General features: G+C 71.8%; 15 protein-coding genes. 13 read left to right on the plus strand and 2 right to left on the minus strand.

Translation table 11 applies throughout. The annotated features are described in order from the left end of the window. The first annotated feature begins 5 nt into the window (after positions 1–5). From ACFWY9_RS08040 to ACFWY9_RS08075, 8 genes are all read left to right on the plus strand, one after another. Positions 6–284, plus strand: coding sequence for a sarcosine oxidase subunit delta (locus ACFWY9_RS08040; protein ID WP_378329788.1), 279 nt, complete (start codon positions 6–8; stop codon positions 282–284). After that, positions 281–3,130: a 2Fe-2S iron-sulfur cluster-binding protein gene (locus tag ACFWY9_RS08045; RefSeq protein ID WP_378338469.1), complete on the plus strand. Its 2,850-nt coding sequence runs from the start codon at positions 281–283 to the stop codon at positions 3,128–3,130. Before ACFWY9_RS08040 ends, ACFWY9_RS08045 begins: the two co-directional genes overlap by 4 nt. Next, positions 3,120–3,713 (plus strand): sarcosine oxidase subunit gamma, encoded by a 594-nt coding sequence (locus ACFWY9_RS08050; protein ID WP_378338470.1) that lies wholly within the window; start codon positions 3,120–3,122, stop codon positions 3,711–3,713. The genes ACFWY9_RS08045 and ACFWY9_RS08050 overlap by 11 nt, the downstream gene beginning before the upstream one ends. Positions 3,714–3,719: 6 nt before the next feature. Then, the gene (gene purU, locus ACFWY9_RS08055; protein WP_378338471.1) at positions 3,720–4,583 is read left to right on the plus strand and encodes a formyltetrahydrofolate deformylase; all 864 of its coding nucleotides are present in this window, start codon (positions 3,720–3,722) and stop codon (positions 4,581–4,583) included. A gap of 32 nt (positions 4,584–4,615) precedes the next feature. Continuing rightward, positions 4,616–7,081 carry an FAD-dependent oxidoreductase gene (locus ACFWY9_RS08060; RefSeq protein WP_378338472.1) on the plus strand — a complete coding sequence of 822 codons (2,466 nt, stop codon included), beginning with the start codon at positions 4,616–4,618 and terminating at the stop codon, positions 7,079–7,081. A 34-nt stretch (positions 7,082–7,115) separates the two neighbouring features. Continuing rightward, positions 7,116–7,736 carry a cyclodeaminase/cyclohydrolase family protein gene (locus ACFWY9_RS08065; RefSeq protein ID WP_378338473.1) on the plus strand — a complete coding sequence of 207 codons (621 nt, stop codon included), beginning with the start codon at positions 7,116–7,118 and terminating at the stop codon, positions 7,734–7,736. Beyond that, positions 7,733–8,584: a bifunctional 5,10-methylenetetrahydrofolate dehydrogenase/5,10-methenyltetrahydrofolate cyclohydrolase gene (locus ACFWY9_RS08070; RefSeq protein ID WP_378330545.1), complete on the plus strand. Its 852-nt coding sequence runs from the start codon at positions 7,733–7,735 to the stop codon at positions 8,582–8,584. Before ACFWY9_RS08065 ends, ACFWY9_RS08070 begins: the two co-directional genes overlap by 4 nt. A gap of 126 nt (positions 8,585–8,710) precedes the next feature. After that, on the plus strand, positions 8,711–10,126 hold the full coding sequence (locus ACFWY9_RS08075; protein WP_378330546.1) for an MFS transporter: 1,416 nt from the start codon (positions 8,711–8,713) through the stop codon (positions 10,124–10,126). 5 nt (positions 10,127–10,131) lie between these two features. Here the strand turns inward: ACFWY9_RS08075 and ACFWY9_RS08080 are convergent, their stop codons facing one another. Beyond that, complete coding sequence (locus ACFWY9_RS08080) at positions 10,132–11,109, minus strand: aldo/keto reductase (protein WP_378330547.1); 978 nt, start codon at positions 11,107–11,109, stop codon at positions 10,132–10,134. 2 nt (positions 11,110–11,111) lie between these two features. After that, entirely contained in the window at positions 11,112–11,921 is an 810-nt protein-coding gene (locus ACFWY9_RS08085; protein ID WP_378330548.1) for an SDR family oxidoreductase, read from the minus strand. A gap of 304 nt (positions 11,922–12,225) precedes the next feature. On the opposite strand from ACFWY9_RS08085, the gene ACFWY9_RS08090 reads away from it, so the two are divergent. From ACFWY9_RS08090 to ACFWY9_RS08110, 5 genes are read left to right on the plus strand one after another with little or no spacing between them, the layout of a single operon-like run. Further along, positions 12,226–18,609: an SDR family NAD(P)-dependent oxidoreductase gene (locus ACFWY9_RS08090; RefSeq protein ID WP_378330549.1), complete on the plus strand. Its 6,384-nt coding sequence runs from the start codon at positions 12,226–12,228 to the stop codon at positions 18,607–18,609. Further along, positions 18,606–22,685: a beta-ketoacyl synthase N-terminal-like domain-containing protein gene (locus ACFWY9_RS08095; RefSeq protein WP_378338474.1), complete on the plus strand. Its 4,080-nt coding sequence runs from the start codon at positions 18,606–18,608 to the stop codon at positions 22,683–22,685. The genes ACFWY9_RS08090 and ACFWY9_RS08095 overlap by 4 nt, the downstream gene beginning before the upstream one ends. Continuing rightward, positions 22,682–22,981 (plus strand): acyl carrier protein, encoded by a 300-nt coding sequence (locus ACFWY9_RS08100; RefSeq protein ID WP_378330550.1) that lies wholly within the window; start codon positions 22,682–22,684, stop codon positions 22,979–22,981. Before ACFWY9_RS08095 ends, ACFWY9_RS08100 begins: the two co-directional genes overlap by 4 nt. 4 nt (positions 22,982–22,985) lie before the next feature. Continuing rightward, positions 22,986–23,771 (plus strand): alpha/beta fold hydrolase, encoded by a 786-nt coding sequence (locus ACFWY9_RS08105; RefSeq protein WP_378330551.1) that lies wholly within the window; start codon positions 22,986–22,988, stop codon positions 23,769–23,771. Further along, a complete protein-coding gene (locus ACFWY9_RS08110; RefSeq protein WP_378330553.1) occupies positions 23,768–24,904 on the plus strand; it encodes a glycosyltransferase in 1,137 nt (378 codons plus the stop codon). The genes ACFWY9_RS08105 and ACFWY9_RS08110 overlap by 4 nt, the downstream gene beginning before the upstream one ends. Position 24,905: the final 1 nt, after the last annotated feature.

Consider the following 24,905-nt stretch of genomic DNA (forward strand, 5'->3'; position numbering starts at 1 on the left):
TCGCTGTGCAACTGATTCCCTGCCCCTGGTGCGGGCCCCGTGAGGAAGCCGAGTTCCACTACGGGGGCCAGGCCCACGTGGCGTATCCGGAGGACCCGTCGGCGCTGTCGGACGAGGAATGGGCGCGTTATGTCTTCTTCCGTGACAACCCCGCCGGGCCGTTCGCCGAACGCTGGAGCCATTCCGCGGGCTGCCGTCGCTGGTTCAACGCCGTCCGCGACACCTCCTCCCACGAACTCCTGGCGGTCTACCGCCTCGACGAAGCCCGGCCGGTGATCTCATGACCGCTCCCTTCCGGCTGCCCTCGGGCGGCCGCATCGACCGCGACACCCCCGTCGAGTTCCTCTTCGACGGCCAGGTGCTCACCGGCTACCGGGGTGACACACTGGCCTCGGCGTTGCTGGCCCACGGCATCCACCGGATCGCGACCAGCGTCAAGTACGGCAGGCCACGCGGCATCATGGCCGCCGGCGTCGAGGACGCGAACGCGCTGGTGCAGATCGAAAAGCCGTTCCCCGAGCCGATGCTGACCGCCACCACGGTCGAACTGCACGACGGCCTCGTCGCCAGGGGGCTGCCCGGCCAGGGCAAGCTCGCCGAGGAGCCCGATCCCGCGCGGTACGACCACAAGCACGTCCACTGCGACGTCCTGGTGATCGGCGCCGGTCCCGCCGGGCTGACCGCCGCGCTGACGGCCGCGCGCGCCGGTGCCCGCGTGGTGGTGGTCGACGATCAGCCCGAGGCGGGCGGATCGCTGCTCGGCTCGAACGAGTTCCTGGACCTCGAGCCGGCACAGGAGTGGATCCGCGGCGTCGTCCAGGAGCTGTGGTCGCTTCCGGATGTCCTGGTGCTGGAGCGCACGACGGCGTTCGGCGCCTACGACGACGGCTTCTTCCTCGCTCTCCAGCGGCGGACCGACCACCTGGGAACGGCATCGGAAACCGTTGCGCGTCAACGTGTTTGGCGCATTCGCACCAAACAGGCCGTGGTCGCCACCGGCGCGCACGAACGACCCGTGGTGTTCGACGGCAATGACCGGCCGGGCATCCTGCTCGCCGCGTCCGCCCGTACGTACCTGCATCGCTACGGCGTGGTGCCCGGCCACCGGGCCGTGGTGTTCACGACCAACGACAGCGCCTACGCCGCCGCGATCGACCTCGCCGGCGCCGGTGTCGAGATCGCGGCCGTCGTCGACGCGCGGCCCGAAGCACCGCGTGGCTGGGCGGCCGAGTGCGCCGAGCGGGGGATCAGCGTCCATTGTGGACACGTCGTCACCGGGACTTCGGGAACGGACCGGGTGTCCGCGGTGGAGATCGCCTCGGCCGGTGGTGCTTCATCGACGGTCTCGTGTGACACGCTCCTGGTCTCGGGCGGCTGGAATCCCGCCGTGCACCTGTTCAGCCAGGCTCGGGGAAAGCTGGAGTACGCGCCCGCGCTGGGGGCGTACGTTCCGGCCGAGACGTTGCCCGCGCTGCGTGTCGCCGGATCCGCCGCGGGTGTGCTCGACCTGGCCGGATGTGTGCGGCAGGGCCGCGAGGCGGGAGAGGCCGCCGTCGCCGCGGCGGGCTTCGACGTGGCCGCGGGCTTCCCGCTGCCGGTGTCCGACGCACGGCCCGAAGAGGTCGCGACCGCGATCCTGTGGAAGGTTCCCGACGGTCAGTCCCTTGTGGACGGCGATACGCGGTTCGTCGACCTGCAGCGGGACGCGACCGTCACCGACGTCCTCCGCGCGACCGGTGCCGGGCTGCGCTCGCTGGAGCACATCAAGCGGTACACGACCATCGGTACCGCCCACGACCAGGGCAAGACCTCCGGCATGATCGCCGCCGGGATCGTCGCGGACGAACTGGGCACGGACCTCGCGCAGGGCAGGCCGACGACCTTCCGGCCGCCCTACACGTCGGTGCCGTTCGCCGCGCTCGCCGGGCGAGATCGCGGCGAGCTGCACGATCCCGCGCGGGTCACGGCGATCCATCCGTGGCATGTGGCGCATGGCGCGAAGTTCGAGGACGTCGGGCAGTGGAAACGGCCGTGGTACTACCCGCGTGCCGGGGAAAGCATGGACGAAGCCGTCCTGCGGGAATGCCGCGCGGCTCGTGCGGGTGTGGCCCTGATGGACGGTTCCACGCTGGGCAAGATCGACCTGCGGGGGCCGGACGTCGGCGCGTTCCTCGACCTGCTCTACACGAACATGATGAGCACCCTGAAGGTCGGCCGGATCCGGTACGGCGTGATGTGCGGCGTCGACGGCATGGTGATCGACGACGGCACCGTCATCCGCGTCGCCGAGGACCACTGGCTGGTGACCACCACCACCGGCAACGCGGCGATGATCCTCGACTGGATGGAGGAGTGGCTCCAGACGGAATGGCCGCACCTCGCCGTTTTCGCGACTTCGGTGACCGAGCACTGGGTCACCGTGCCGCTGGTCGGTCCGCGCTCCCGCGACGTGCTGGCCGCGGTCGCGCCGGATCTCGACGTCGGCAACGACGCCTTCGGGTTCATGACCTGGCAGGACACGGAAGTCGCCGGGATCCCGGCGCGCGTGTGCCGGATCAGCTTCTCCGGTGAGCTGGCGTACGAGATCAACGTCATGTCGTGGTACGGCGTCGCGCTGTGGGAGGCGCTGATGTCGGCAGGGGAGCCGTACGGGATCACGCCGTACGGCACCGAGACGATGCACGTCCTGCGCGCGGAGAAGGGCTACCCGATCATCGGGCAGGACACCGACGCGACGCTGACCCCGCAGGATCTCGGCATGTCCTGGGCGGTGTCGAAGAAGAAGGCCGACTTCATCGGGAAGCGGTCGTTCGCCCGCGCCGAGAACCAGCGGCCCGACCGCAAGCAGCTCGTCGGCCTGCTGCCGGTCGATCCGGCCGTGCCGCTGCCGGAAGGTGGGCAGGTGATCGAATCCGAGCAGCTGCCCGAGCCGCCGGTGCGCATGCTCGGCCACGTGACGTCGAGCTACCGGAGCGCGGCGCTGGGGCGGACCTTCGCGCTGGCCGTGGTGCGGTCGGGACGTGAGCGGATCGGTTCGACGCTGTACGTGCCGGTGGGTGACCGGGTGGTCCCGGTGACGGTCACCGATTCCGTTCTGTACGACAAGGAAGGGGCCCGTCGTGACGGTTGAGACCTTACGGCGTTCACCGCTCGCCGAGCAGGCCACGCGACTTGCTTCGCTCGCGCCCGCGTTGCGGGTCGCGGAGGAACCGTTCCTGACTCAGCTGACCGTGCGCGTCCGTGACGACGCCGCGGTAGCCCGGCTGGGCGCGGCACTGGGCGTCGCGCTACCCACCACGCCGTGCACGTTCAGCCGGGGGGCGGGGGCGGTGGAGATCTGCTGGATGGGGCCGGACGAATATCTCGTCCTCGGTACGCGTCCGGAGCTGGAGGACGTGGTGCGTTCGGCGCTGGGCGACGCGCCGGGCGCGGTGGTCGACGTGTCGGGACAGCGGACGCTGGTCACACTGTCCGGGCCCCGGGTCCGGGACGTGCTCGCGCACGGCTGCTCGGTGGATCTGCATCCGGCCGTCGCCGGGACCGGGACGTGCGTGCAGACGTTGCTCGCGCGGACCGGCATCGTCCTGCTGGTGCGTGACGCCGCCCGTGACGAGTTCGCCGTGCTGGTCCGGTCGTCGTTCGCGGCCTACTTCGGCGAGTGGCTGATCGACGCCGCGGCCGAATACGTCCCCTCCTCCGGCGATCAGGAGTGAATTCCCGTGGCACAGTCCTTCACCCTGACCCTCAAGTGCCCCGAGCGATCCGGCATCGTGCACGCGGTGACGACGTTCCTCGTCGGCCGGGGCTGCGACATCGTCGAGCATCAGCAGTTCGATGACGACGTGCGAGGCTCGTTGTTCCTCCGCACATCCTTCACCTGCCCCGGCGACGAGACCGGCAAAGAGACCACAGTGGACGGTCTGACCCAGGATTTCGGCCCCGTGGCACGGGAATTCGCGATGGAGTTCGAGTTCTCCGACGGACGTCCGGACCGGATCCTGGTGATGGTCTCGAAGTTCGGGCACTGCCTTAACGATCTGCTGTTCCGCTGGCGGGCGGGCAGCCTCGGCGCGGACATCGCGCTGGTGGTGTCCAACCACGAGGACCTGCGGCCGATGGCCGAGGCCGCCGGGCTCCCGTTCGTGCGAGTCCCGGTCACGCCCGAAACCAAACCCGAGGCGGAGCGGCGGCTGCTCGAACTGGTCGACGAGTACCAGGCCGACCTCGTCGTGCTCGCGCGGTACATGCAGGTGCTGTCCAACGAGCTGTGCGTCAAGCTCCAGGGCCGCGCGATCAACATCCACCACTCGTTCCTGCCCGGTTTCAAGGGCGCCAAGCCCTATCACCAGGCGTACGACCGCGGCGTCAAATACGTCGGCGCGACCGCCCACTACGTCACGCCCGATCTCGACGAGGGGCCGATCATCGAGCAGGAGGTCCAGCGTGTCGACCACAGCTACGGTCCCCGTGCGCTGGTGACCGTCGGCCGCGACGCCGAGGCGCTCGCGTTGTCCCGTGCCGTCCGCTGGCACTGCGAACGCCGCGTCCTGCTCAACGGCAACAGCACCGTCGTCTTCCGCTGACCCATCCCGAACTCCGACCCAGGAGGATTCCCATGACCGCATCGCCTCGTGTCGTGATCATCGGCGCCGGGATCGTGGGCGCCAACCTCGCCGACGAGCTGACCAGCCGGGGGTGGGCCGACGTCACGGTGCTCGACCAGGGCCCCCTCCCACTGACCGGCGGCTCGACCTCGCACGCGCCGGGGCTCGTGTTCCAGACCAACGCGTCCAAGACGATGACGGAGTTCGCGCGGTACACCGTCGAGAAGTTCTCCACGCTGGACGTCGACGGGCTGCCGTGCTTCAACCCCGTCGGCGGGATGGAGGTGGCGACGACGCCCGCGCGCTGGGAGGATCTCAAGCGCAAGCACGGCTGGGCGACGTCGTGGGGGATCGGGTCCGGGCTCATCGACCCGGACGAATGCCTCCGTCGCTATCCGCTGCTGGACATCGACAAGGTGTTCGGCGCGCTGTACGTCCCGACCGACGGGCTGGCGAAGGCCGGGCGGGCGGTCGTCGCGCTGACCCGCCGAGCCGAGGAGCGAGGCGCCCGGTTCGTCGGCTCCACCAAGGTCACCGGCGTGCTCCAGCACGGCGGCCGGGTGACCGGGGTCGAGACCGACGCCGGCGTGTTCGACGCCGACATCGTGGTGTCCTGCGCCGGGTTCTGGGGCCGCCGGATCGGCGCGATGGCCGGCATGGACGTCCCGCTGCTCCCGCTGGCGCACCAGTACGCCAAGACAGGGCAGCTGGCCGAACTCGTCGGGCGCAACACCGAGATCACCGAGGCGAGCCTGCCGATCCTGCGGCACCAGGACCAGGACCTCTACTTCCGCGAGCACAACGACCGCCTCGGCATCGGGTCCTACCGCCATCGGCCGATGCCGGTCGAACTGTCCGATTTGGACGAAGAGGGCGAGATCGGCGAGCACGCGATGCCGTCCATGCTTCCCTTCACCGACGAGGATTTCGCGCCGTCGTGGGAGGAGAGCAAGCTGCTGCTCCCGGCACTGCGGCAGACCAAGGTGGAGGAAGGTTTCAACGGCATCTTCTCCTTCACCCCCGACGGTCAGTCGCTCGTGGGCGAATCGGCGGACGTGCGCGGGTTCTGGGTGGCCGAGGCCGTCTGGGTGACGCATTCGGCGGGTATCGCGAAGGCCGTCGCCGAGCAGCTGGTGCACGGGCGGTCGGAGACCGACCTGCACGAGGTCGACGTCAACCGCTTCGAGGAGGTCCAGCTCTCGCAGGAGTACGTCGACGAGACCTCGCAGCAGAACTTCGTCGAGATCTACGACGTCCTGCATCCCTTGCAGCCCAAGCTTTCCCCGCGGGATCTGCGGGTCACGCCGTTCCACGCGCGGCAGCGTGCGCTCGGCGCGTTCTTCCTGGAGGCCGCGGGCTGGGAACGGCCGCACTGGTACGAGGCGAACGCGCCACTGGTCAAGGAGATGCCGCACGACTGGCTGCCCCCGGCCCGCGACGCCTGGTCGGCGCAGTTCCATTCGCCGATCGCGGCCGCGGAGGCGTGGCGCACCCGCACCGCCGTCGCGCTCTACGACATGACACCGCTCAAACGCGTCGAGGTGAGCGGGCCGGGCGCGCTCGCCTTCCTCGAACGGCTCACCACCAACAAGCTCACCAAGTCGGTCGGCTCGGTCACCTACACGCTCATGCTCGACGACGCGGGCGGCGTCCGCAGCGACGTCACCGTGGCCCGGCTCGAACCCGACGTCTTCCAGGTCGGCATCAACGGCAATCTGGACGCCGACCACTTCCGCAAGAACCTGCCCGGCGACGGGAGCGTCCGGGTCCGCGACATCACCGGCGGGACCTGCTGCCTCGGCGTCTGGGGCCCGGCGGCCCGGGATCTGGTCCAGCCGCTGAGCCGCGAGGACTTCTCGCACGAGGGCCTCAAGTACTTCCGCGCCCGGCACGCACGCGTGGCCGGAGTCCCGGTGACCGCGATGCGACTGTCCTATGTGGGCGAACTCGGCTGGGAGATCTACACCAGCGCCGACAACGGGCTTCGGCTGTGGGACGCGCTGTGGGCCGCCGGGCAGGATCTCGGCGTCATCGCCGCGGGCCGTGCCGCGTTCAACAGCCTGCGGCTGGAGAAGGGCTATCGCCTGTGGGGCACGGACATGACCACCGAGCACGACCCGTACGAGGCAGGGGTCGGGTTCGCGGTGCGTCCCGCCAAGGGGGAGTTCCTCGGCAGGGAAGCCATCGACGGCCGGAGCGAGGAAACCGCGGCGCGGCGGCTGCGCTGTCTCACCATCGACGACGGGCGCTCGGTGGTGCTCGGCAAGGAACCGGTGTTCGTGGACGGACGGCCCGCGGGCTATGTCACCAGTGCCGCCTACGGGTTCACGATCCGCAAGCCGATAGCCTACGCGTGGCTGCCCGCGACGGCCGAGGTCGGCACGCCGGTGGAGATCGAGTACTTCGGCCGCCGGATCGCGGCGACGGTCGCCGCCGAACCGCTGTTCGACCCCGGTATGGAGCGCATTCGCCGCTGACCGCGACCGTACAACCCGTGGAGGACGAGGCCCGATGCGTGATCAGATCCTGAGCGAGTTCCTGGACCGGCTGGCGGCACGGGGCCCGGCCCCCGGCGGGGGCGCGACGGCGGCGCTGCACGTCGCGCAGGCCGCCGCGCTGGTCGGCATGGTCGCGCGGTACAGCGACGGCCCGAAGTACGCCGGGGACCGTGAGGTGATCGACGCCGTCGTCGCCGAGTCCGACGAGCTGCGGCAGCGGGCGTTGCGACTGGCCGAAAAGGACGCGTCGGCGTTCACCGCGGTCACCGCGGCGTACGCGCTGCCGAAGGGGACCGACGACGAGAAGAAGGCCAGGTCGCACGCCATCGCGGACGCGCTGCTCGGCGCGTGCCGGCCACCGGCCGAGGTCGTCGGCGCGGCCGCGGCGGTGGTGACGCTGGCCGAGCGGCTGCTGCCGGTCGGCAACCGCAACGTGGTCACCGACATCGCGGCGGCCGCCGAGGCGGCACGGGCCGGGGCCACCACCGCGCGGGTCAACATCGAGGTCAACCTCGGCGGCATCCGCGACGAGCAGGCCCGTGCCGAGCTGGTCGCCACCAAGGACGGCGTCGACGGGATCTGCGAACGGGCGGACAAGGTCACCGCCGAGGTGCGGGCGGGGCTGACCTCGTGACCGCGATTTCGTTGTCCGGCAAGGAACTCGCCGCGTCGCTACGGGCCAGGGCCAAGGAGACCGCGGACACGCTGACCGCCGCCGGGACACCGCCGAAGCTCGCCGTGGTGGTGGCCACCGACGACGGCTCCAGCCTCTGGTACGTCCGTTCGATCGCGAAGGCCGCAGCGAAGTCCGGGATCGAGTGCGACGTCGTCGACCTCGGCGCGGACACCACGGCCGAGGAGATCCGGCGCACGCTCGAAACGCTGAGCGCCGACGACACGGTGCACGGCATCATCCTCCAGACACCGCTGCCCGAAGGGGCAACGGCGGCTGACCTCGCGGGCACGATCGACCCGGCGAAGGATGTCGACGGCGCCAATCCGGCGAGCCTCGGCAGGCTCGCGGCGCGGCTCCCCGCGTTCGCGCCGGCCACCGCGGAGGCGGTCATGGCGCTGCTCGACCACCACGGCGTCCCGCTGGCCGGACGGCACGCCGTCGTGATCGGACGGTCCACTGTGGTCGGTGTGCCCGCGGCCCAGCTGCTGCTCGCGCGCGATGCCACCGTCAGCGTCTGTCATTCCCGCACGGCCGACCTGCCGGGTATGACCCGCCAGGCGGATGTGCTGGTCGTGGCGGTGGGCCGGGCCGGGATGGTCACCGCCAGGCACGTCGCTCCCGGCACCGTCGTGATCGACGTCGGCACCAACCCGACCGAGGACGGTGGCCTCGCGGGCGATGTCGCTCCAGAGGTGTCCGAAGTGGCCGGCGCGCTCACTCCGGTGCCCGGCGGTGTCGGGCCGGTCACCACGGCGCTACTCCTCGGGCACACAGTGGACGCCGCCTCCCTCCTCAGTCAGCGGTGACGAGCCGCGTCAGGTAAAACGGTTTCCTGGCGTGGAAGGAGACCGCGGGGGTTTCACGGGTAGGTGAGGCCGCGATCGGCGGCAGGCGCAGCGTTGCCTGCCGCATGGGAGACGGGAGAGTGGTCCGTGGGAAAACCGGACGAAGTCGCAGGTGAGCGGCCCGCCGAGGCGGGCAGGGTCACGGTGACCGAGCCGGGGGTGATCCGGCGGGCCATCGGCGCGGCGGCCATCGGCAACGTGACCGAATGGTTCGACTTCGGGGTGTTCGCGTACCTCGAAGTGACCATCCGGAAGGTCTTCTTCACCGGCGCCAACGAGACCATCGGGACAATCGGGACACTGGGGCTGTTCGCGGTCGCGTTCCTCGTCCGGCCGTTCGGCGGGATGTTCTTCGGCCCGCTCGGTGACCGGATCGGCCGGACCAAGGTGCTCTCGATCACGGTCATCCTGATGGCCGTCGGCACGTTCGTGATCGCCTTCATCCCCAGCTACGGCGCGATCGGCGCCGCGGCGCCGATGCTGATGCTGGCCGCGCGGCTGCTCCAGGGCTTCTCCACCGGAGGCGAGTACGGCGGCGCGATGACGTTCATCGCCGAGTACGCCCCGGACAAGCGGCGCGGCTTCCTCGGCAGCTGGCTGGAGTTCGGCACGCTGACCGGCTATGCCTTCGGCGCCACCATCGCGACCGTGGTGACCACCGTGCTGCCGGAGGACGATCTGCTCAGCTGGGGCTGGCGGATCCCGTTCCTGATCTCCGGCCCGCTCGGCCTGATCGGTCTCTACCTGCGGCTCAAGCTGGAGGAGACCCCGGCGTTCAAGGCGCTCGCCCACGAGTCGCAGGGCCGGGAGGGCAAGCAGACGCTGCGCGAGATCCGCACGCTCTTCGTCACCTACTGGCGGCCCATGGTGGTGTGCGGCGGGCTCGTGCTGGTCTTCAACGTCACCAACTACATGCTCACCTCGTACATGCCGACGTACCTGGCCGGGCTGCCGGACCACGGCGGGATCAGCGAGACCACGTCGCAGGTGCTGCAGATCGTCGTACTGCTGCTGATGATGGTGTTCATCACCTTCGTCGGGCGGCTGTCCGACCGCATCGGCAGGCGGCCGGTGATCTTCGCCGGCTGCGCGTTCATGGTGGTCCTGGCGGTGCCCTCGGTGCTGCTCATGCGCGCGGGCGGGGTCGGCCCGGTCTTCGGCGGACTGGCGCTGATGGGCCTGATGCTGGTGTGCTTCAACAGCACCATGCCCTCGACGCTGCCCGCGTTGTTCCCGACCGAGGTTCGCTACGGCGGTCTGTCCATCGCGTTCAACATCTCGGTGTCGCTCTTCGGCGGGACGACGGCGGTGGTGACGGCCTCGCTCATCGCGGTCACCGGCGATCTGAACTGGCCGGGCTACTACCTCATCATCGCCGGGATCATCGGTGCCGTCGCGTGCTTCTTCACCAAGGAGTCCGCGCGCAGGCCGCTTCCGGGCTCGCCGCCCGCGGTGTCGACCGAGGAGGAGGCACGGGCGATCCGGGAGCACGCGGCGCCGTAGCGATCTCACATGTTCGCGGGCGGGGACCAGGTGAGCCGCGGGTCGGTCTGCACGAAGCTGCCGAGCAGCTGGTCGACCTGCGTCAGCACGTCGAGGTCGAGGGAGACCCCGGACGCCTTGGCGTTTTCGGTGACCTGGTCCGGACTGCTCGCGCCGGCGACCACCGACGCGACGGTGTAGTGCTGGAGTGTCCAGGCCAGCGCGAGCTGTGCCATGGTCAGCCCTGCCTCGTCGGCGACCCCGCGCAGCAGGGCGACGCGTTCGAGCAGATCCGGCATCAGCAGGGGCGACACGGCTTTCCGTGCGTCGCCCGGCACCGCCGCGCGTGATCCCGGCGGGATGTGTCCCGGCCGGTACTTGCCGGTCAGTACCCCCTGCGCCAGTGCGACCGAGGCGAACTGGCCGATGCCCTCGCGGGCGCACACCGGCATCACCTGCGCCTCGGCGACCCGCCACAGCATCGAATAGTGCGGCTGGTTGGCGATCAGCGGGACGTCGAACCGCCGCGCGAGGGTGCTCGCCTGCAGCAGCTGGTCGGCCGTCCATTCCGCAGTGCCGACGTACAGGATCTTCCCCTGCCGCACCAGATCCGACAGCGCGAGGAAGGTTTCCTCCAGCGGGGTCCGGTAGTCGAACCGCAGCAGCTGGTAGACGTCGATGTGGTCGGTGCCCAGCCGTCGCAGCGAGCCGTGCAGCGAGGTGACCAGGTGCTTGCGGCTCAGACCGGCGTCGTTGGGGCCGGAGCCCTCCGGCCAGAAGACGCCGGTGCACAGCACGAGATCGTCGCGCCGGGCACCGGCGAGCGCCGTGCCGAGTGCCTCCTCCGCCGCGCCGCCGCCCCAGGCCGCCGCCGTGTGGAACGTCGTGATGCCCGCGTCCAGCGCGGCGGCGACGCGGTCCGCGCCGCCGGAATGGGTAAGCCAGTTGCCGTACGAGATCTCGCTGACGGACAGCCCGCTCGCACCGAGCCTGCGGTACTCCATGCTCAGCCCTTCTTCCCGAGGGCCTCGACTGTGGCCTCGACGGTGCGGTCGATCCACTCGTCCGGCGCCTGCGCCTTGCGCGCGTAGGTGTCCCGCACCGATTCGTGGGGCAGGATCAGGAACTCCTCCGCCGCCAGGCCGCGCACGACCGAGGCGGCGACGTCTTCCGGCTCCAGCAGGGGCGCCGCCGCGGCGATCGCGAGCGCGGCGGGATGCCCGGCGGCGATACCCGGTTCGAGCAGCGCGGTGCGCACCCCGAGCGGGCACAGCGCGCTGACCCGCACGCCGCGTGGCCGGTAGGTGATGGCCAGCCATTCGGCGAGCCCGACGGCGGCGTGCTTGGTCACCGAGTACGGCGCGTCGCCCGGGGTGCCGAGCAGTCCGGCGCCGGAGGCGGTGATCAGCAGGTACCCCTCGCCCCTGCCGAGCATCGCGGGCAGCGCGACCTGCGCCGCGTGCACGTGCTGCATGACGTTGATCGCCCACGACCGCGCCCACTGCTCGTCGGCGGCGTGCACCCCGGTGCCGAACGCGGCGCCCGCGTTGGAACAGAACAGGTCGACCGGGCCGAACTCGGCGCGCGCGTCGGCCACCAGCCGCTTCAAGTCCTGTTTGGACGTCGCGTCGGCGTGCCGGGCGATCGCCGTGCCGCCCGCCGCGACGATGCCCGCCGCGACGTCCTCGGCCGCGGCGAGGTCGAGATCGGAGACGACCACCCCGGCCGCGCCGTCCGCGGCGAACCGCCGCGCCATGGCCGCGCCGATCCCGTGTGCCGCGCCGGTCAGCACGATGACTCGTCCTGTTACTTCCACGTGCGCTCCAGTGCCATTTTTGTCGTACGTCGGTGACTATTCCTGCGGTTTGTGACGCCGGTGAGTAAATTGTCGCGGAAAGCTGGGAGGTGCATGATAAAAGTGCTGGTCAGCGACTTGTTTCGGGTAGGCGATGTATTCGTCGGCGGCGCCGCGACTTTAGCATGGATTCACTTGTTTCCCGAGTTTTCCTGCGGCAGTATTGCACTCCCTACGGCAAGTAGGTTATTTCTTGGAACCCCCGGTGAAGATCGTCGAATCCTCGAGGTCCGCCCCCGGCGGGAGGTGAACAGGAGGTCCACCGATGAGCCACGCGACGGCGCGGACGCGGGTACTCGGCGTGCACCCGCTCGGGCGGCCCGATCCCGGGCTGGCGGCCGCCGTCGCGCGCGGTGGCGGACTGGGTGTCGTCGACCTCGGTGCGGGCGGGACCGCCTGGGAGTCCATTGTGGACGCCGGTTTTCCCTTCGGGGTGCGGCTCGGTGCGGGCTGCCCGGTACGGCCCGAGGTGGTGCGGGACAGTGGCGCGGGGCTCGTCCTGCTCGCCGAGGGCACGCCTTGGCCAGGCGGTGGCGCACCCGTGCTGGCCGAGGTGACCGGCGTCGAGCAGGCCGTCCGCGTGCTCGACGCCGGTGCCTCCGGCCTCGTCGCCCGCGGCAGCGAGGCGGGTGGTTCGGAACTGACGACGTTCGTGCTGCTGCAACGGCTGCTGGAGCGGTTCGGCGGTGACGTCCCGGTCTGGGCGTACGGCGGCATCGGGCCGCGGACGGCGGTGGCCGCGGTCGCCGGGGGAGCGGCGGGCGTCGTGCTGGACGGGCTGGGCCTGTTCCCCGAGGCGGACGTCCCGCACGCGGAACGGAACCGGCTGTCCCGCGCCGACGACGGCCTCGCGGCACTGTTCGCGAACCGGTTCCAGGACGCCGAAAGCGCTGTCCGCTCGGTGGTGCGGTCACTCGCCGCGCCGCCGGCGGATCCGGCGGACCAGGGTGCCCGGTTGTGCCGCACGCTGGGCACCGCGTTGCCGGTCGTGCAGGGCCCGATGACCCGGGTGAGCGACCAGCCCGGTTTCGCCGCGGCCGTCGCCGAGCACGGCGGGTTCCCGTTCGTCGCGGTGGCCACCGCCGACGGGGCCAAGACCGCCGAACTGCTGAGGCGGACCGCCGCCCGGCTCGGCGACCGGCCGTGGGGCGCGGGCATCCTCGGGTTCGTCCCGGAGGCACTGCGTGCCGAACAGCTCGCCGTGGTGCGGGCCGCGCGCCCGCGATGCGTGCTGATCGCGGGCGGGAAACCCGCGCAGGCCAAGGCCTTGGAGGCCGACGGGATCGCGACCTTCCTGCACGTGCCCTCGCCGATCCTCCTGCGGCAGTTCCTCGACGCCGGGATCCGCCGCTTCGTGTTCGAAGGCGCCGAATGCGGTGGGCACATCGGCCCCCGGTCGAGTTTCGTGCTGTGGGAACAGCAGCTCGACGTCCTGCGCGAGCACGGCGGCGCCGATATCAAGGACGTCGAGCTGCTGTTCGCGGGCGGTGTGCACGACGCGCGTTCGGCGGCGATGGTCGCCGCGATGGCGGAGCCGCCGGCCGCGCGGGGTGCCGGGATCGGGGTGCTGATGGGCACCGCGTACCTGTTCACCGAAGAGGCGGTGACCCACGGCGCCATCACGGGACTGTTCCAGGACCGCGTGCTCGGCGCCGGAACCACGGTCACGCTGGAGACCGCGCCGGGCCATCTCACCCGCTGCCTGCCCAGCCCGTACACCGGGGAGTTCGCGGCGGTGAAGGCCAGGCTGCGTGCCGAAGGGGTCGCGCCGCAGGAGAGCTGGCAGCGGCTGGAGGAGCTGAACACCGGGCGGCTCCGGATCGCGAGCAAGGGAATCCGCCGCGAGGGCGCGGATCTCGTCGCGGTCGGCGAGCAGGCTCAGCTCGCCGAGGGGATGTACATGGCGGGTCAGGTCGCGGTGCTGCGTGGGGAACGTACCGGGATCGCGGCGTTGCACCGCGAGGTCACCGAAGGCGCGGCGGAGCTGCTCCGTGCCAAGGCGGCGCTTTCGCCTGGCACGGGTTCCGACGAGTCCGTTGTGGACGGTGACATCGCGATCGTCGGCATGGCCTGCGCGTTCCCCGGCGCGCCGGATCTCCCCGCGTTCTGGTCGAACATCCTGCGTGGCGCCGACGCCGTCACCGAAGTCCCGCGACAGCGGTGGGACCAGAGTGTCTACTTCGGACAGAACTCCGCCGATCGGTCCACGTCGAAGTGGGGTGGCTTCCTGCCGCCGCTGGATTTCGATCCACTCGCCTACGGCATCCCGCCGACGTCGATGGGCAGCATCGACCCTGCTCAGTTGGTTTCGCTGGAGATGGCGCGACGCGCGCTCGTCGACGCGGGTTACGGCGAAGGCGGTTTCGACCGCGAGCACACCAGCGTCATCTTCGGCGCGGAGGCCGGGGGAGACCTGGCGAACGCCGGCGTGCTGCGGGCGCTGCTGCCGAGCTACCTGGAGGACGTCCCCGAAGAGCTGCTCGCCCAACTGCCCGAGCTGACCGAGGATTCCTTCCCCGGCACGCTTGCCAACGTCATCTCCGGCCGGATCGCCAACCGGCTCGACCTCGGCGGCGCGAACTACACCGTCGACGCGGCGTGCGGTTCTTCGCTGGCGGCGCTGGACCTCGCGGTGAAGGAGCTGCGGGCGGGCACCAGCGCGATGGTGCTGTGCGGCGCGGTCGACCTGCACAACGGCATCAACGACTACCTCATGTTCACCTCCGCGGGCGCGTTGTCGCCGACCGGGCGCTGCCGCCCGTTCGACGCGGCGGCGGACGGGATCGCACTCGGCGAAGGGGCCGCGTGTCTCGTGCTCAAGCGGCGGGCCGACGCCGAGCGCGACGGTGACCGCGTCTACGCCGTGGTCAAGGGGGTCGGCGCGGCGAGCGACGGCAAGGCGCTCGGGCTGACCGCGCCGCGCCCGGACGGGCAGCGTCGCGCGCTGGAACGGGCCTATCGCGACGCGGCGGTGTCCCCGGTGGACATTGCGATGGTGGAGGCGCACGGCACCGGCACGGTCGTCGGCGACGCCACCGAGCTGACCACGTTGACCGAGTTCTTCGCCGACGCCGGTGCCGCGCCGGGCAGCTGCGCGCTCGGCTCGGTGAAAAGCCAGATCGGGCACACGAAATGTGCCGCGGGACTGGCCGGGCTGATCAAGGCGGCGCTGGCGCTGTGGCACGAGGTTGTGCCGCCCACGCTGCACCTGAGCAGGCCGAACCCCGCCTGGGACGCGCGCCGCAGTCCCTTCACGTTCTCCACCGCAGCCCGGCCGACGCCAGTGCCGCGCGAACGTCGGTTCGCCGGAGTGAGCGCGTTCGGGTTCGGTGGGACCAACTTCCACGCGGTACTGGGCGCTCCCGGGGTGCGGCCGGACCGGCGGCACGGGCCGCGGGACTGGGCGGCCGAGCTGTTCCTGGTCCGTGGGTCCGATGTGGACAGTGCACGCGGGACACTGCGCGAGCTGCTGGCGGCCGGTGAGGGCCGTCCGTTGCGGGAGCTGGCGGCGCTCGCTTCGGAACGCGCCGGCGCGAGCACGGATCCGGTGCGGCTCGCCGTCGTCGCGGGCGATCTCGCCGAACTGCGGGACGCCGCAGAGGGGCGCGGCGGGATCACTGCCGAGGGCGGCGAACTCGGCAAGGTCGCGTTCCTGTTCCCTGGCCAGGGCAGCCAGCGGACCGGGATGCTGGCCGAGCTGTTCGTGCACTTCCCGGAGCTGGCCGAGGTGCTGCGGCTCGCCCCCGACGTCGCGGCGAAGACGTTCCCGCCGCGTGCGTTCGACGAGGAAACCCAGGCGGCGCACGAGGAATCGCTCAAGGACACCCAGGTGGCGCAGCCCGCGCTGGGCCTGGTCGAATCGGCGGTCTGCCGTCTGCTCGCCGACCTCGGGGTCCGGCCGGATCTGCTGGCGGGGCACAGTTACGGCGAACTGGCCGCGCTTTCGGTCGCCGGCGCCTTCGACACCGCGACGCTGGTAGCGCTCAGCCGGGCCAGGGCGCGGTCGATCGCCGGCGTGGCCGGGGCCGACCCCGGCGCGATGGCCGCGGTCAAGGCGTCCCGTGACGATCTCACGGCCACGCTGATCGGCCCCGATGTCGTACTGGCCAATCACAACGCGCCCGGGCAGACCGTCCTTTCCGGACCGGCTCCCGCGGTGGAGCGCGCCATCCGGCGGCTGCGCGAAAAGGGCGTCGCGGCGAAGCGGATCCCCGTCGCGTGCGCGTTCCACAGCCCGGTGGTGGCCGGGGCCGGCGCGGTGTTCGCCGTCGACCTCGACGCCGCGGAGATCGCGGAACCGGGCCTGCCGGTCTGGTCGAACCGCACCGCGCGGCCGTACGCGCCGGATGCGGTGCGTACCGAGCTGGCCGCGCAGATCGGCGCGCCGGTGCGGTTCGTGGACCTGATCGAGGACATGTACGCGGCGGGTGCGCGGACCTTCGTCGAGGCAGGGCCCGGCCGGGTTCTTTCCCGGCTGGCAGGGGAGATCCTCGGCGATCGGCCGCACACCGTGATCGCCTGTGATCCCGGCGGCCCCGGCCTGCGGGGCTTCCTGACCGCGCTCGCGCGGCTCGCCGTCGCCGGAGCCGAGGTGCGCACCGAACGGCTTTTCCGCGGCAGGGTCCGGCTCGGCCCGCCGCCCGCTCCCGGCTGGACGGTGGACGGCCAGCTGGTCCGCGCGCCCGGTGGCGAGGTCCCCGCCCACGGGCTCGTGCCCGCCCGACGAATCCCGAGGACGACCATGAACCAGCCCGCGCCCGGCCGTGACCAGGCCGTCGTCGAATTTCTCCGCACCACCCGCGAACTCGTCGCGGCCCAGCGCGAGGTGATGCTGGGCTACCTCGGCGCGGCGGCCGCACCGGCCGTGCCTGCCGCACCGGTGGTGCTGCCGCCCCCGATCGAGATCGCCGCACCTGTCCCGGTGGCGGCTCCCGAGCCCGAACCGGTGGCCGTCGCCGAGGAGGTCGACGTCCTCGCGACGGTGATCGGCGTGATCAGCGAACGCACCGGCTACCCGGCCGAGATGATCGACGGTGATCTGGACCTGGAAGCCGATTTGTCGATCGACTCGATCAAGCGTACCGAGATCGCGGGCACGCTGCTGGCGAAGCTCGGCCTGTCCGGGCGGGTCCACGACGACAGCCAGGACCAGCTCAGCCGGGATCGCACCGCCGCCGCGCTGGCCACCCGGCTGGAGAAATGGGTGACCCCGGATCAGCAGCCGGCCGTGGCCGCGCCTCCGCCTGCCGAGGCACCCATCGGGAAGGCGCCCGGCCGGTACGTGCTCACCCGGATCCCGGCGCCGCTGGGGACCTTCGACACCGCACGCGTACGGGGCAGGACCGTCGCGGTCGTCGGTGAACCCGGGCAGGAGGACCTCGTGGAGTCCGTCCGGTCGGCGTTCGCCGGAGCGGGCGCGGTGCCGGGGGAACCGGCCGAGGCGGACGTCGTGGTGGTGCTGAACCCGCTCGCCGACGCCGAGGAGCCGATCGCCCCACAGGTGTTCGGCCTGCTCAAGGCCACGCGCGGTGCGGTGGTCGTGGTGGCGGCGGCCGGGGCCGACCACTGCGCCGGACTGCGGGGGCTGGTCCGCGCCGCCGCGCGGGAGCGGGACGCCAGGACAAGGCTGGTCGAGCTGGAGTCCACTGTGGACGTCGGGAAGGTGGCGCTGGAGGAGGCGCTTGCCGACGGTCCCGCGGTGGTCCGGTACGACGCCGAGGGTCGCGCGACGATCGAACCCACGGCTGCCGACCTCGGCTCGATCGCTTATGCGGGCGCGGGCCCCGACGGCGGTGAGACCCGGGCGCTGGGACTCGGCGCGGACTCCGTGGTGCTGCTGATCGGGGGCGCGCGCGGGATCACCGCGCGGGCGGCGGTCGCGCTGGCGACGAGCGGCTGCCGGATCGAACTGGCCGGGCGCACGCCGTGGCCCGCCGAGCCCGAGGACGAGGAACTGCCCGGTGACACGCAGGCCGTGCGTGCCGCGCTCGCCACGCGGGGTGGTTCCGTCGCCGAGATCGAGCGTCGCGTCCGGACGGTGCTCGCTCAGCGGGAGATCGCCAGGACGCTGGACGAGATCCAGGCCGCCGGAGGCAGCGGGACCTATCGCACACTGGACGTGCGCGACGGCGCCGCCGTCCGGCAGGTGGTGAAGGATCTGCACACCCGTTTCGGCCGCATCGACGGCGTCGTCCACGCGGCCGGGGTGATCGACGACAAGCTCATGGCGGACAAGGACGAGCAGTCCTTCCGCACGGTTTACGGGACCAAAGTGGACGGTGCGAGAGCACTGCTCGACGCGCTGGAGCAGTCCGGCGTGCGGCCCGGGTTCGTCACCTTCTTCGGCAGTATCGCCGCGGTGCTCGGCAACCGGGGACAGACCGACTACTCGGCGGCGAACGACGCGCTCGAAACCCTCGGCGAGCACTGGGCGAACCGCACCGGCGGCCGGGCGCTGACCGTCCACTGGGGACCCTGGGCCCCCGCCGATGATCACGGCGGCATGGTGTCGCCCGAACTCGCGCGCGAATACGAGCGCCGGGAGGTCGCCCTGATCGACCCGGCCGAGGGCACGGCGGCGCTGTTGCGGGAACTGGCCTACGGCTCGCCTGACGCCCGCTCGGTGCTGTACACGGCGTCACTGTGGTGAGCACTGTGGGACGCCAGGAGGCCGTGGCGATCGTCGGGATGGGCGTGTTCCTGCCCGGCGCGTCCACTGTGGACGAGTACTGGCACAACATCACCTCCGGCACCGACGCGGTCACCGAGATCCCGGCGCACCGGCGGGATCCGAGCTTCCACGCCGACGGCAGCACACCCGACCGCACCTACGGGCGGCGCGGCGGATTCGTCGCGGACACCCTCGACTTCGATCCGGCGGCGTTCGGCATCGTGCCGAGCTCGATCGGCGGGATGGAACCGGACCAGCTGACCGCGCTGGCGGTGGCGGTCGCCGCCGTCGACGACGCCGGTGGCCTGGCGAAGCTCGGTGATCCCGAACGGGTCGGGGTGATCCTCGGCCGTGGCGGCTACCTTTCGCCGGGGCTGCTGCGTTTCGAGCAGCGGGTGCGGTCGGTCCGGCAGATCACCCACACCGTCGGCGAGCTGCTGCCCTCGGCGCGGCCGGAGGTGCTCGACCGGTTGCGGACCGCCCTGCTCGAACCGCTCGGCGAGTTCCGGCCCGACACGGCGATCGGGCTGGTGCCGAATCTGGCGGCTTCCCGGGTGGCGAACCGGCTCGACCTCGGCGGCCCGGCGTATACAGTGGACGCCGCCTGCGCGTCTTCGCTGGTGGCGGTGGACCAGGCGATCGGGGAACTCGCGCGGCGCCGCTGTGACGTGGTGCTGGCGGGCGGGGTGCACCACTGCCACGACGACACGTTGTGGTCGATGTTCACTCAGCTCGGCGCGCTGTCGCCGAGCCAGCGGATCAGCCCGCTTTCCCGTACCGCCGACGGCCTCCTGATCGGCGAGGGCACCGCGGTCGTGGTGCTCAAGCGGCTCGATGACGCGCGGCGTGACGGCGACCGGGTGTACGCGGTGGTACGCGGTTCGGGGACGTCGAGCGACGGCAAAGGCGCGAGCCTGCTCAGCCCCGCCGTCACCGGTCAGACGCTGGCGCTGCGCCGCGCGTGGGCGTCGGCCGGGCTCGATCCGGCGGCGCCGGGCGCGCTCGGACTGCTGGAGGCGCACGGGACCGCGACGCCTGCCGGGGACGCGGCCGAGCTGGCCACGGTCGCCGAGGTGTTCGGCCCGCCCGCCGGGCCGCGCGGGGTGATCGGCTCGGTCAAGTCGATGATCGGGCACACCCTGCCCACCGCGGGCGTCGCGGGCCTGGTCAAGGTGGCGCTCGCGCTGCACCACGCGATGCTGCCGCCCACGCTGCACTGCGCGGATCCCCATCCACTGCTGGAAAAGACCCGGTTCCGCGCCTTGTCCGAGGCCCAGCCGTGGGACGGCGGTGACGTGCCGCGCCGGGCGGCGGTCAACGCGTTCGGCTTCGGCGGCGTCAACGCGCACGTCGTGCTGGAGGAGGGAGATCCGGCTCCGGCGCGGCGCCGCCGCGCGCGGGTCAGTGGTGAACCCGAGCGGGTGCTCCGCCTCGCGGCGTCCACTCCGGACGCCTTGCGGGAGCTGCTCGATCGCCCTGATCAGTCCGATGTGGACGGGTCGGAGCCCTGCCGGATCGGCATCGTCGGGCCGGACGAGAAGCGGCTCGCGGTGGCCCGCCGGGTGCTGGCGAAGGTCGCCGCCGAGGGGAAGCCCTGGCACGGTCCCAACGACATCTGGTGCTCGGTCGACCCGCTGCTGCGCCGGCCCGGGGCGAAGACGGCGTTCGTCTACCCGGGACTCGAAGCCGACGCGGAACCGCACTGCGCCGACGTCGCCCGGCACTTCGGGCTGGAGCGTCCGGAGTGGTCGACGGCGAGCGTGCTCGACCGCGCGTCGAGCGTGTCCCAGGTCGGGCTGTTGCTCGACGCCGCGTTGCGGCGGCTCGCCATCACCCCGGACGCGCTGGCCGGGCACAGCGTCGGCGAATGGACGGCGATGCAGGCCGCCGGCATGTACCCCGCACAGTCCACATCGGACCTGCTGGCCCAGTACTGGCCACAGGGTTTCACCTTGCCGGAAGCGGACTTCCTGGTACTGGGCTGTTCGGCGGAGCGCGCGGCCGAGCTGCTCGCCGACGAACCCGAACTGATGGTCTCGCATGAGAACGCGCCTCGCCAGACCATCGTGTGCGGGGACCCCGCGGCCGCGTCCCGGCTCGCCCGGCTGTGCGCCGGACGCGGAATCGTCGCGAGGACACTGCCGTTCCGCTCCGGCTTTCATACTCCACTGCTGCGTTCGCGGCTCGGCCCGTTCACCCGGCTCGTGGCGGAACTGGAGCTGAGCGCGCCGCGGATCCCGGTGTGGTCGGCGACGACGGCCCGGCCGTACCCGGCGTCGGCGGTCGAGGTCCGGGAGCTGTACCTGGCGCACCTGGTGCGCAAGGTCCGGTTCCGTGAGCTGGTCGACGCGCTGTATGACGACGGTGTCCGCGTGTTCGTGCAGGCCGGGGCAGGGCAGGTCGGTTCGTTCGTGGCGGACACGCTGGCGGAGCGGCCGCATCTGGTCGTCCCGGCGGCGTCCGGTACCCGATCCGGGCTCGGGCAGCTGCGCCGCGTCGCGACCGCGGTGTGGGTCGAGGGCGGGCAGCCGCGGTTCGCCGCGCTGGAGCCCAGGCGGATCCGGCTCGACACCGGCGGTGCGCTGCTTTCCGTCGCCGAGGAAGCCAAGGGGTTGCTGGAAGGCGGCGAGGCGCTGCCGGAGATTCCGGACGGCATTCCGGACGCGATCGTCGCCGAGTTCACCGCGTTGCTCGCCGAGACCCGGCGGACCGCGGCCAGCGTCGTCAGCGCCGCGGCCAGGCGGGAGCCCGAGCGCGCCGCGTCCACTGTGGACGTTTCGCTCGCCACAATGCCGTATCTGGCCGACCACCGGTTCTTCCGGCAGCGCGAGGACTGGCCGGACGAGGCGGACTTCCGGCCGGTCGTCCCCGCGACGACGCTGGTCGACCTCGCCTGCCGGGCGGCGGAACGGACATGGCAGGGGGCGGTCGCGACCGGAGTGGACAACGCGGCGTTCTCGCGCTGGCTGATCGCCGCCCCCGCCCAGCGGGTCCCGCTCTCGATGACGCGCGAGGGCGATCGGGTGCACGTCGAGATCGGGCCGTACGCCACGCTGAACGTCCACCTGGGACAGCGGTATCCGTCGTCCCCGGCGCCTTTTCCCGTCCCCGGACCGGAAACCGCGCCCCCGCTGACCGCGGCCGAGGTCTACACCCGGCGGGAGATGTTCCACGGCCCGGCGTACCAGGGGCTGGTGCGGCTGAGCGGGATCGGCGAGCAGCACATCCGTGGCGAGCTCGTCGTGCCGCCCGCCCCTGGTGCGCTGCTGGACAACGTCGGCCAGCTGCTCGGCTGCTGGCTGATGAGCACCCGGCCCGACGGGCTGCTCGCGTTCCCCACGTCGATGGGCCGGATCACCTGGTACGGCCCCGAACCCGGGCCGGGTACGCGGGTGGGCTGCCTGGTGCGCGTCCGCCTGCCGCGGCCGGACGTGCTGGAGATGGACGCCGAACTCGTCCGCGACGGGACGGTCCTCGCGAGGATCGAGCAGTGGCGCGACATCCGCTTCCCCTGCGACCGCGCCGCGCACCGCGTCTACGCCTTCCCCGACCGGCACCGGCTTTCCGAGGAGCACGAGGGTTCCTGGACGCTGGTCACCGACCGCTGGCCGAGCGTCGCGGCACGCGACATCTACGCGGGGGTGTACCTCGGCGCCGCCGAACGAGCCGAGTACGTGGCGTGCCAGCCCCGGCGGCAACGGGGTTGGCTGCTGGAGCGCGTCGCGATCAAGGACGCCGTTCGCGCGTGGCTCGCCGCCGACGGGGTGGACGCGGTGTACCCGGCGGAAATCCGCGTGCACCCCGACGCGACCGGTGTTTCGGGGCTGTACGGCAGAAAACTGCCGGACCTCGCCGTCGCGGTCGCGCAGACCGGCGATCTCGCGGTCGCTCTCGTCCGCGACCGCGGCGACCCGGTGCGGCCCCGCATCGCCGTCCGTGCGGAGGCGGACACGAGCGGGCTGGCGGAGGAGATCGGGGCCGGTATGGAGTCGGCCGGGATACCGGGTCACGTCGTGGCCTGGAACCGTTGTGGGACAAACAGGAGCACGACATGACGATCGAACAGCAGTTGCCGGCTTCCGTCTTCGCCACCGTCGCCGAGTTGCTGGGCGAGCTGGTCGGCGACGCCGAGGTACTGGGCATCGAGATCACGCCGGAGACCACCTTCCACGAGGATCTGCAGCTGGAGAGCATCGATCTGGTGACCTTCGCGAGCATCCTCGCCGAGTACTACGGCGAGGACGTCAACCTCGCGGAGTTCCTGGCGGAGAAGGATCTCGACGACGTGATCGGGCTGCGGGTCGGCGACATCGCGGACTACGTCGCCGCCCGGCTCGCCGGGCGAGGGTGACCCGATGCCGACGATGACCGTCAACGGGCTGCGGACGAACGTGCAGCTCGTGCCCGCCGGGGGCACCGAGACCGTGGTGTTCCTGCACGGGATGGGCACCGACAGCCTGGCGAGTTTCTACCTCACGCTGGCGCCGCCGATCGCCGCCGCCGGCATCGACGTGATCAGCTACGACCTGCGCGGGCACGGCAAGACGGAGCGTCCCGAACGCGGGTACACCATCGCCGACTTCGTGGCCGATCTGGACGACCTGCTGCGCCAGGTCGCGCCCGACCGGCCGGTGCACCTGGTCGGCAACAGCTTCGGCGGCACGCTCGCCTACAGCTACGCGGTCACGAGCCCGGAGCGGGTGCGCAGCATCGTGTGCATCGAGTCGGAGCCCGCGACCGCGTTGTGGGCGGACAAGATGACCCAGATCCTCGAACACACCGTGCGGTTCCTGCAGGTCGAGGAGAGCTTCGCCTGGATCGAGGCGAACTACAGCGCCCACCACCGGCGGCTCGCGCGGATGGCGGCGGAGCGGATCATGTCGACCACGATGGCCGAGGAGGTCCCGCTCGGCCCGCTGCTGACGGCCGAGCAGGTGGCCGCGATCGACTGCCCCGTACTGTCCATTTTGGGCAGTCACGGCTACCAGTCCGACGACCTGGAAGCGCTGACCTCGCTGCTGCCACGCGGCGAGCTGCACGTGTTCGAGGGGCAGGGGCACTCCGTGCTGGTCGAACAGCACCGGGAGGTGCGCGAACTGCTGCTCAAGTGGATCGACCGGCACGGCGGGGGCGGGGGATGAGCCGGTTCCTGCTGGTCGTCCCGCCGCTCACCGGGCATGTGGCGCCGCTGCGCGCGGTGGCCGGCGAGCTGGCGGTCCGTGGCCACGAGGTCGCCTGGTGCGGCCCGGAACCCGCGACCTCGGAGCTGACCGGGGCGGCCAGGGTGTTCGCCGCCGGCGACGCGGAGCGGTTCGCGGTGGAACGGCGTCCCGAGGGATTGCGGGGCTTCGCGGCGCTGAAGTTCCTGTGGGAGCAGTACTTGATCCCGCTCGCCGACGCCATGGTGCCCGGGGTCGCCGAAGCGGTGGTGGACTTCGGCCCGGACGTCGTCGTCACCGATCAGCAGGCGTTCGCGGGCGCGCTGGTGGCGAGCCGGTGCGGGCTGCCGTGGGTGACGTCGGCGTCGACGTCCACCGAACTCGTGGACCCGCTGCGCGCGCTGCCCAAGATCGCCGCGTGGATCGACGATCTGCAGGACGGCCTCCGTGCCCGGCATGGCGTCATCGCTGGTGACCTGCGGTTTTCGCCGGATCTCGTGCTCGCCTTCACCACCTGTGCGCTCGCCGGACCGGCCGCGCTCGGACCGGTGCGGTTCGTCGGCCCGGCGCCGGCACCGGCGCCCGCGGTGGATTTCCCGTGGCACGCGCTCGACGGCCGCCCGCTCGTCGTGGTCACCCTCGGCACCGCCAACGCCGAGGTCGGCCGCCGGTTCCTGGCCGAATGCGTCGACGCGCTGGCCGGGATGCCGGACGTGCAGGGCCTTGTCGTCGACCCGTCCGGGGACCTGATCAGCGACGGGGTGCTGCTGGCCACCCGGATTCCGCAGGCCGAGGTCGTGCGGCAGGCCTCGGCGGTGGTGTGTCACGGTGGCCACAACACGGTGTGCGAGACCCTCTGCTCGGGTGTCCCGCTGGTGGTCGCGCCGATCCGGGACGACCAGTCGATGCTGGCACACCAAGTGGTGGCCGCCGGGGCGGGCGTGCGGCTACGCTTCGACCGCGCGAAGGCACCGGACATCCGGAAGGCGGTCGCGGCTGTGCTGTCCGAACCCCGCTATCCGGCGGGAGCCGCCGCGATCCGGGCCTCGTTCGCCGCCGCCGGGGGCGTCACGGCCGCTGCCGACCAGCTGGAGTGTGTTGTGCCGAGGAGGTAGC

The sequence above is a fragment of the Amycolatopsis sp. NPDC059027 genome (assembly GCF_042739735.1).
GTDB lineage: Bacteria > Actinomycetota > Actinomycetes > Mycobacteriales > Pseudonocardiaceae > Amycolatopsis.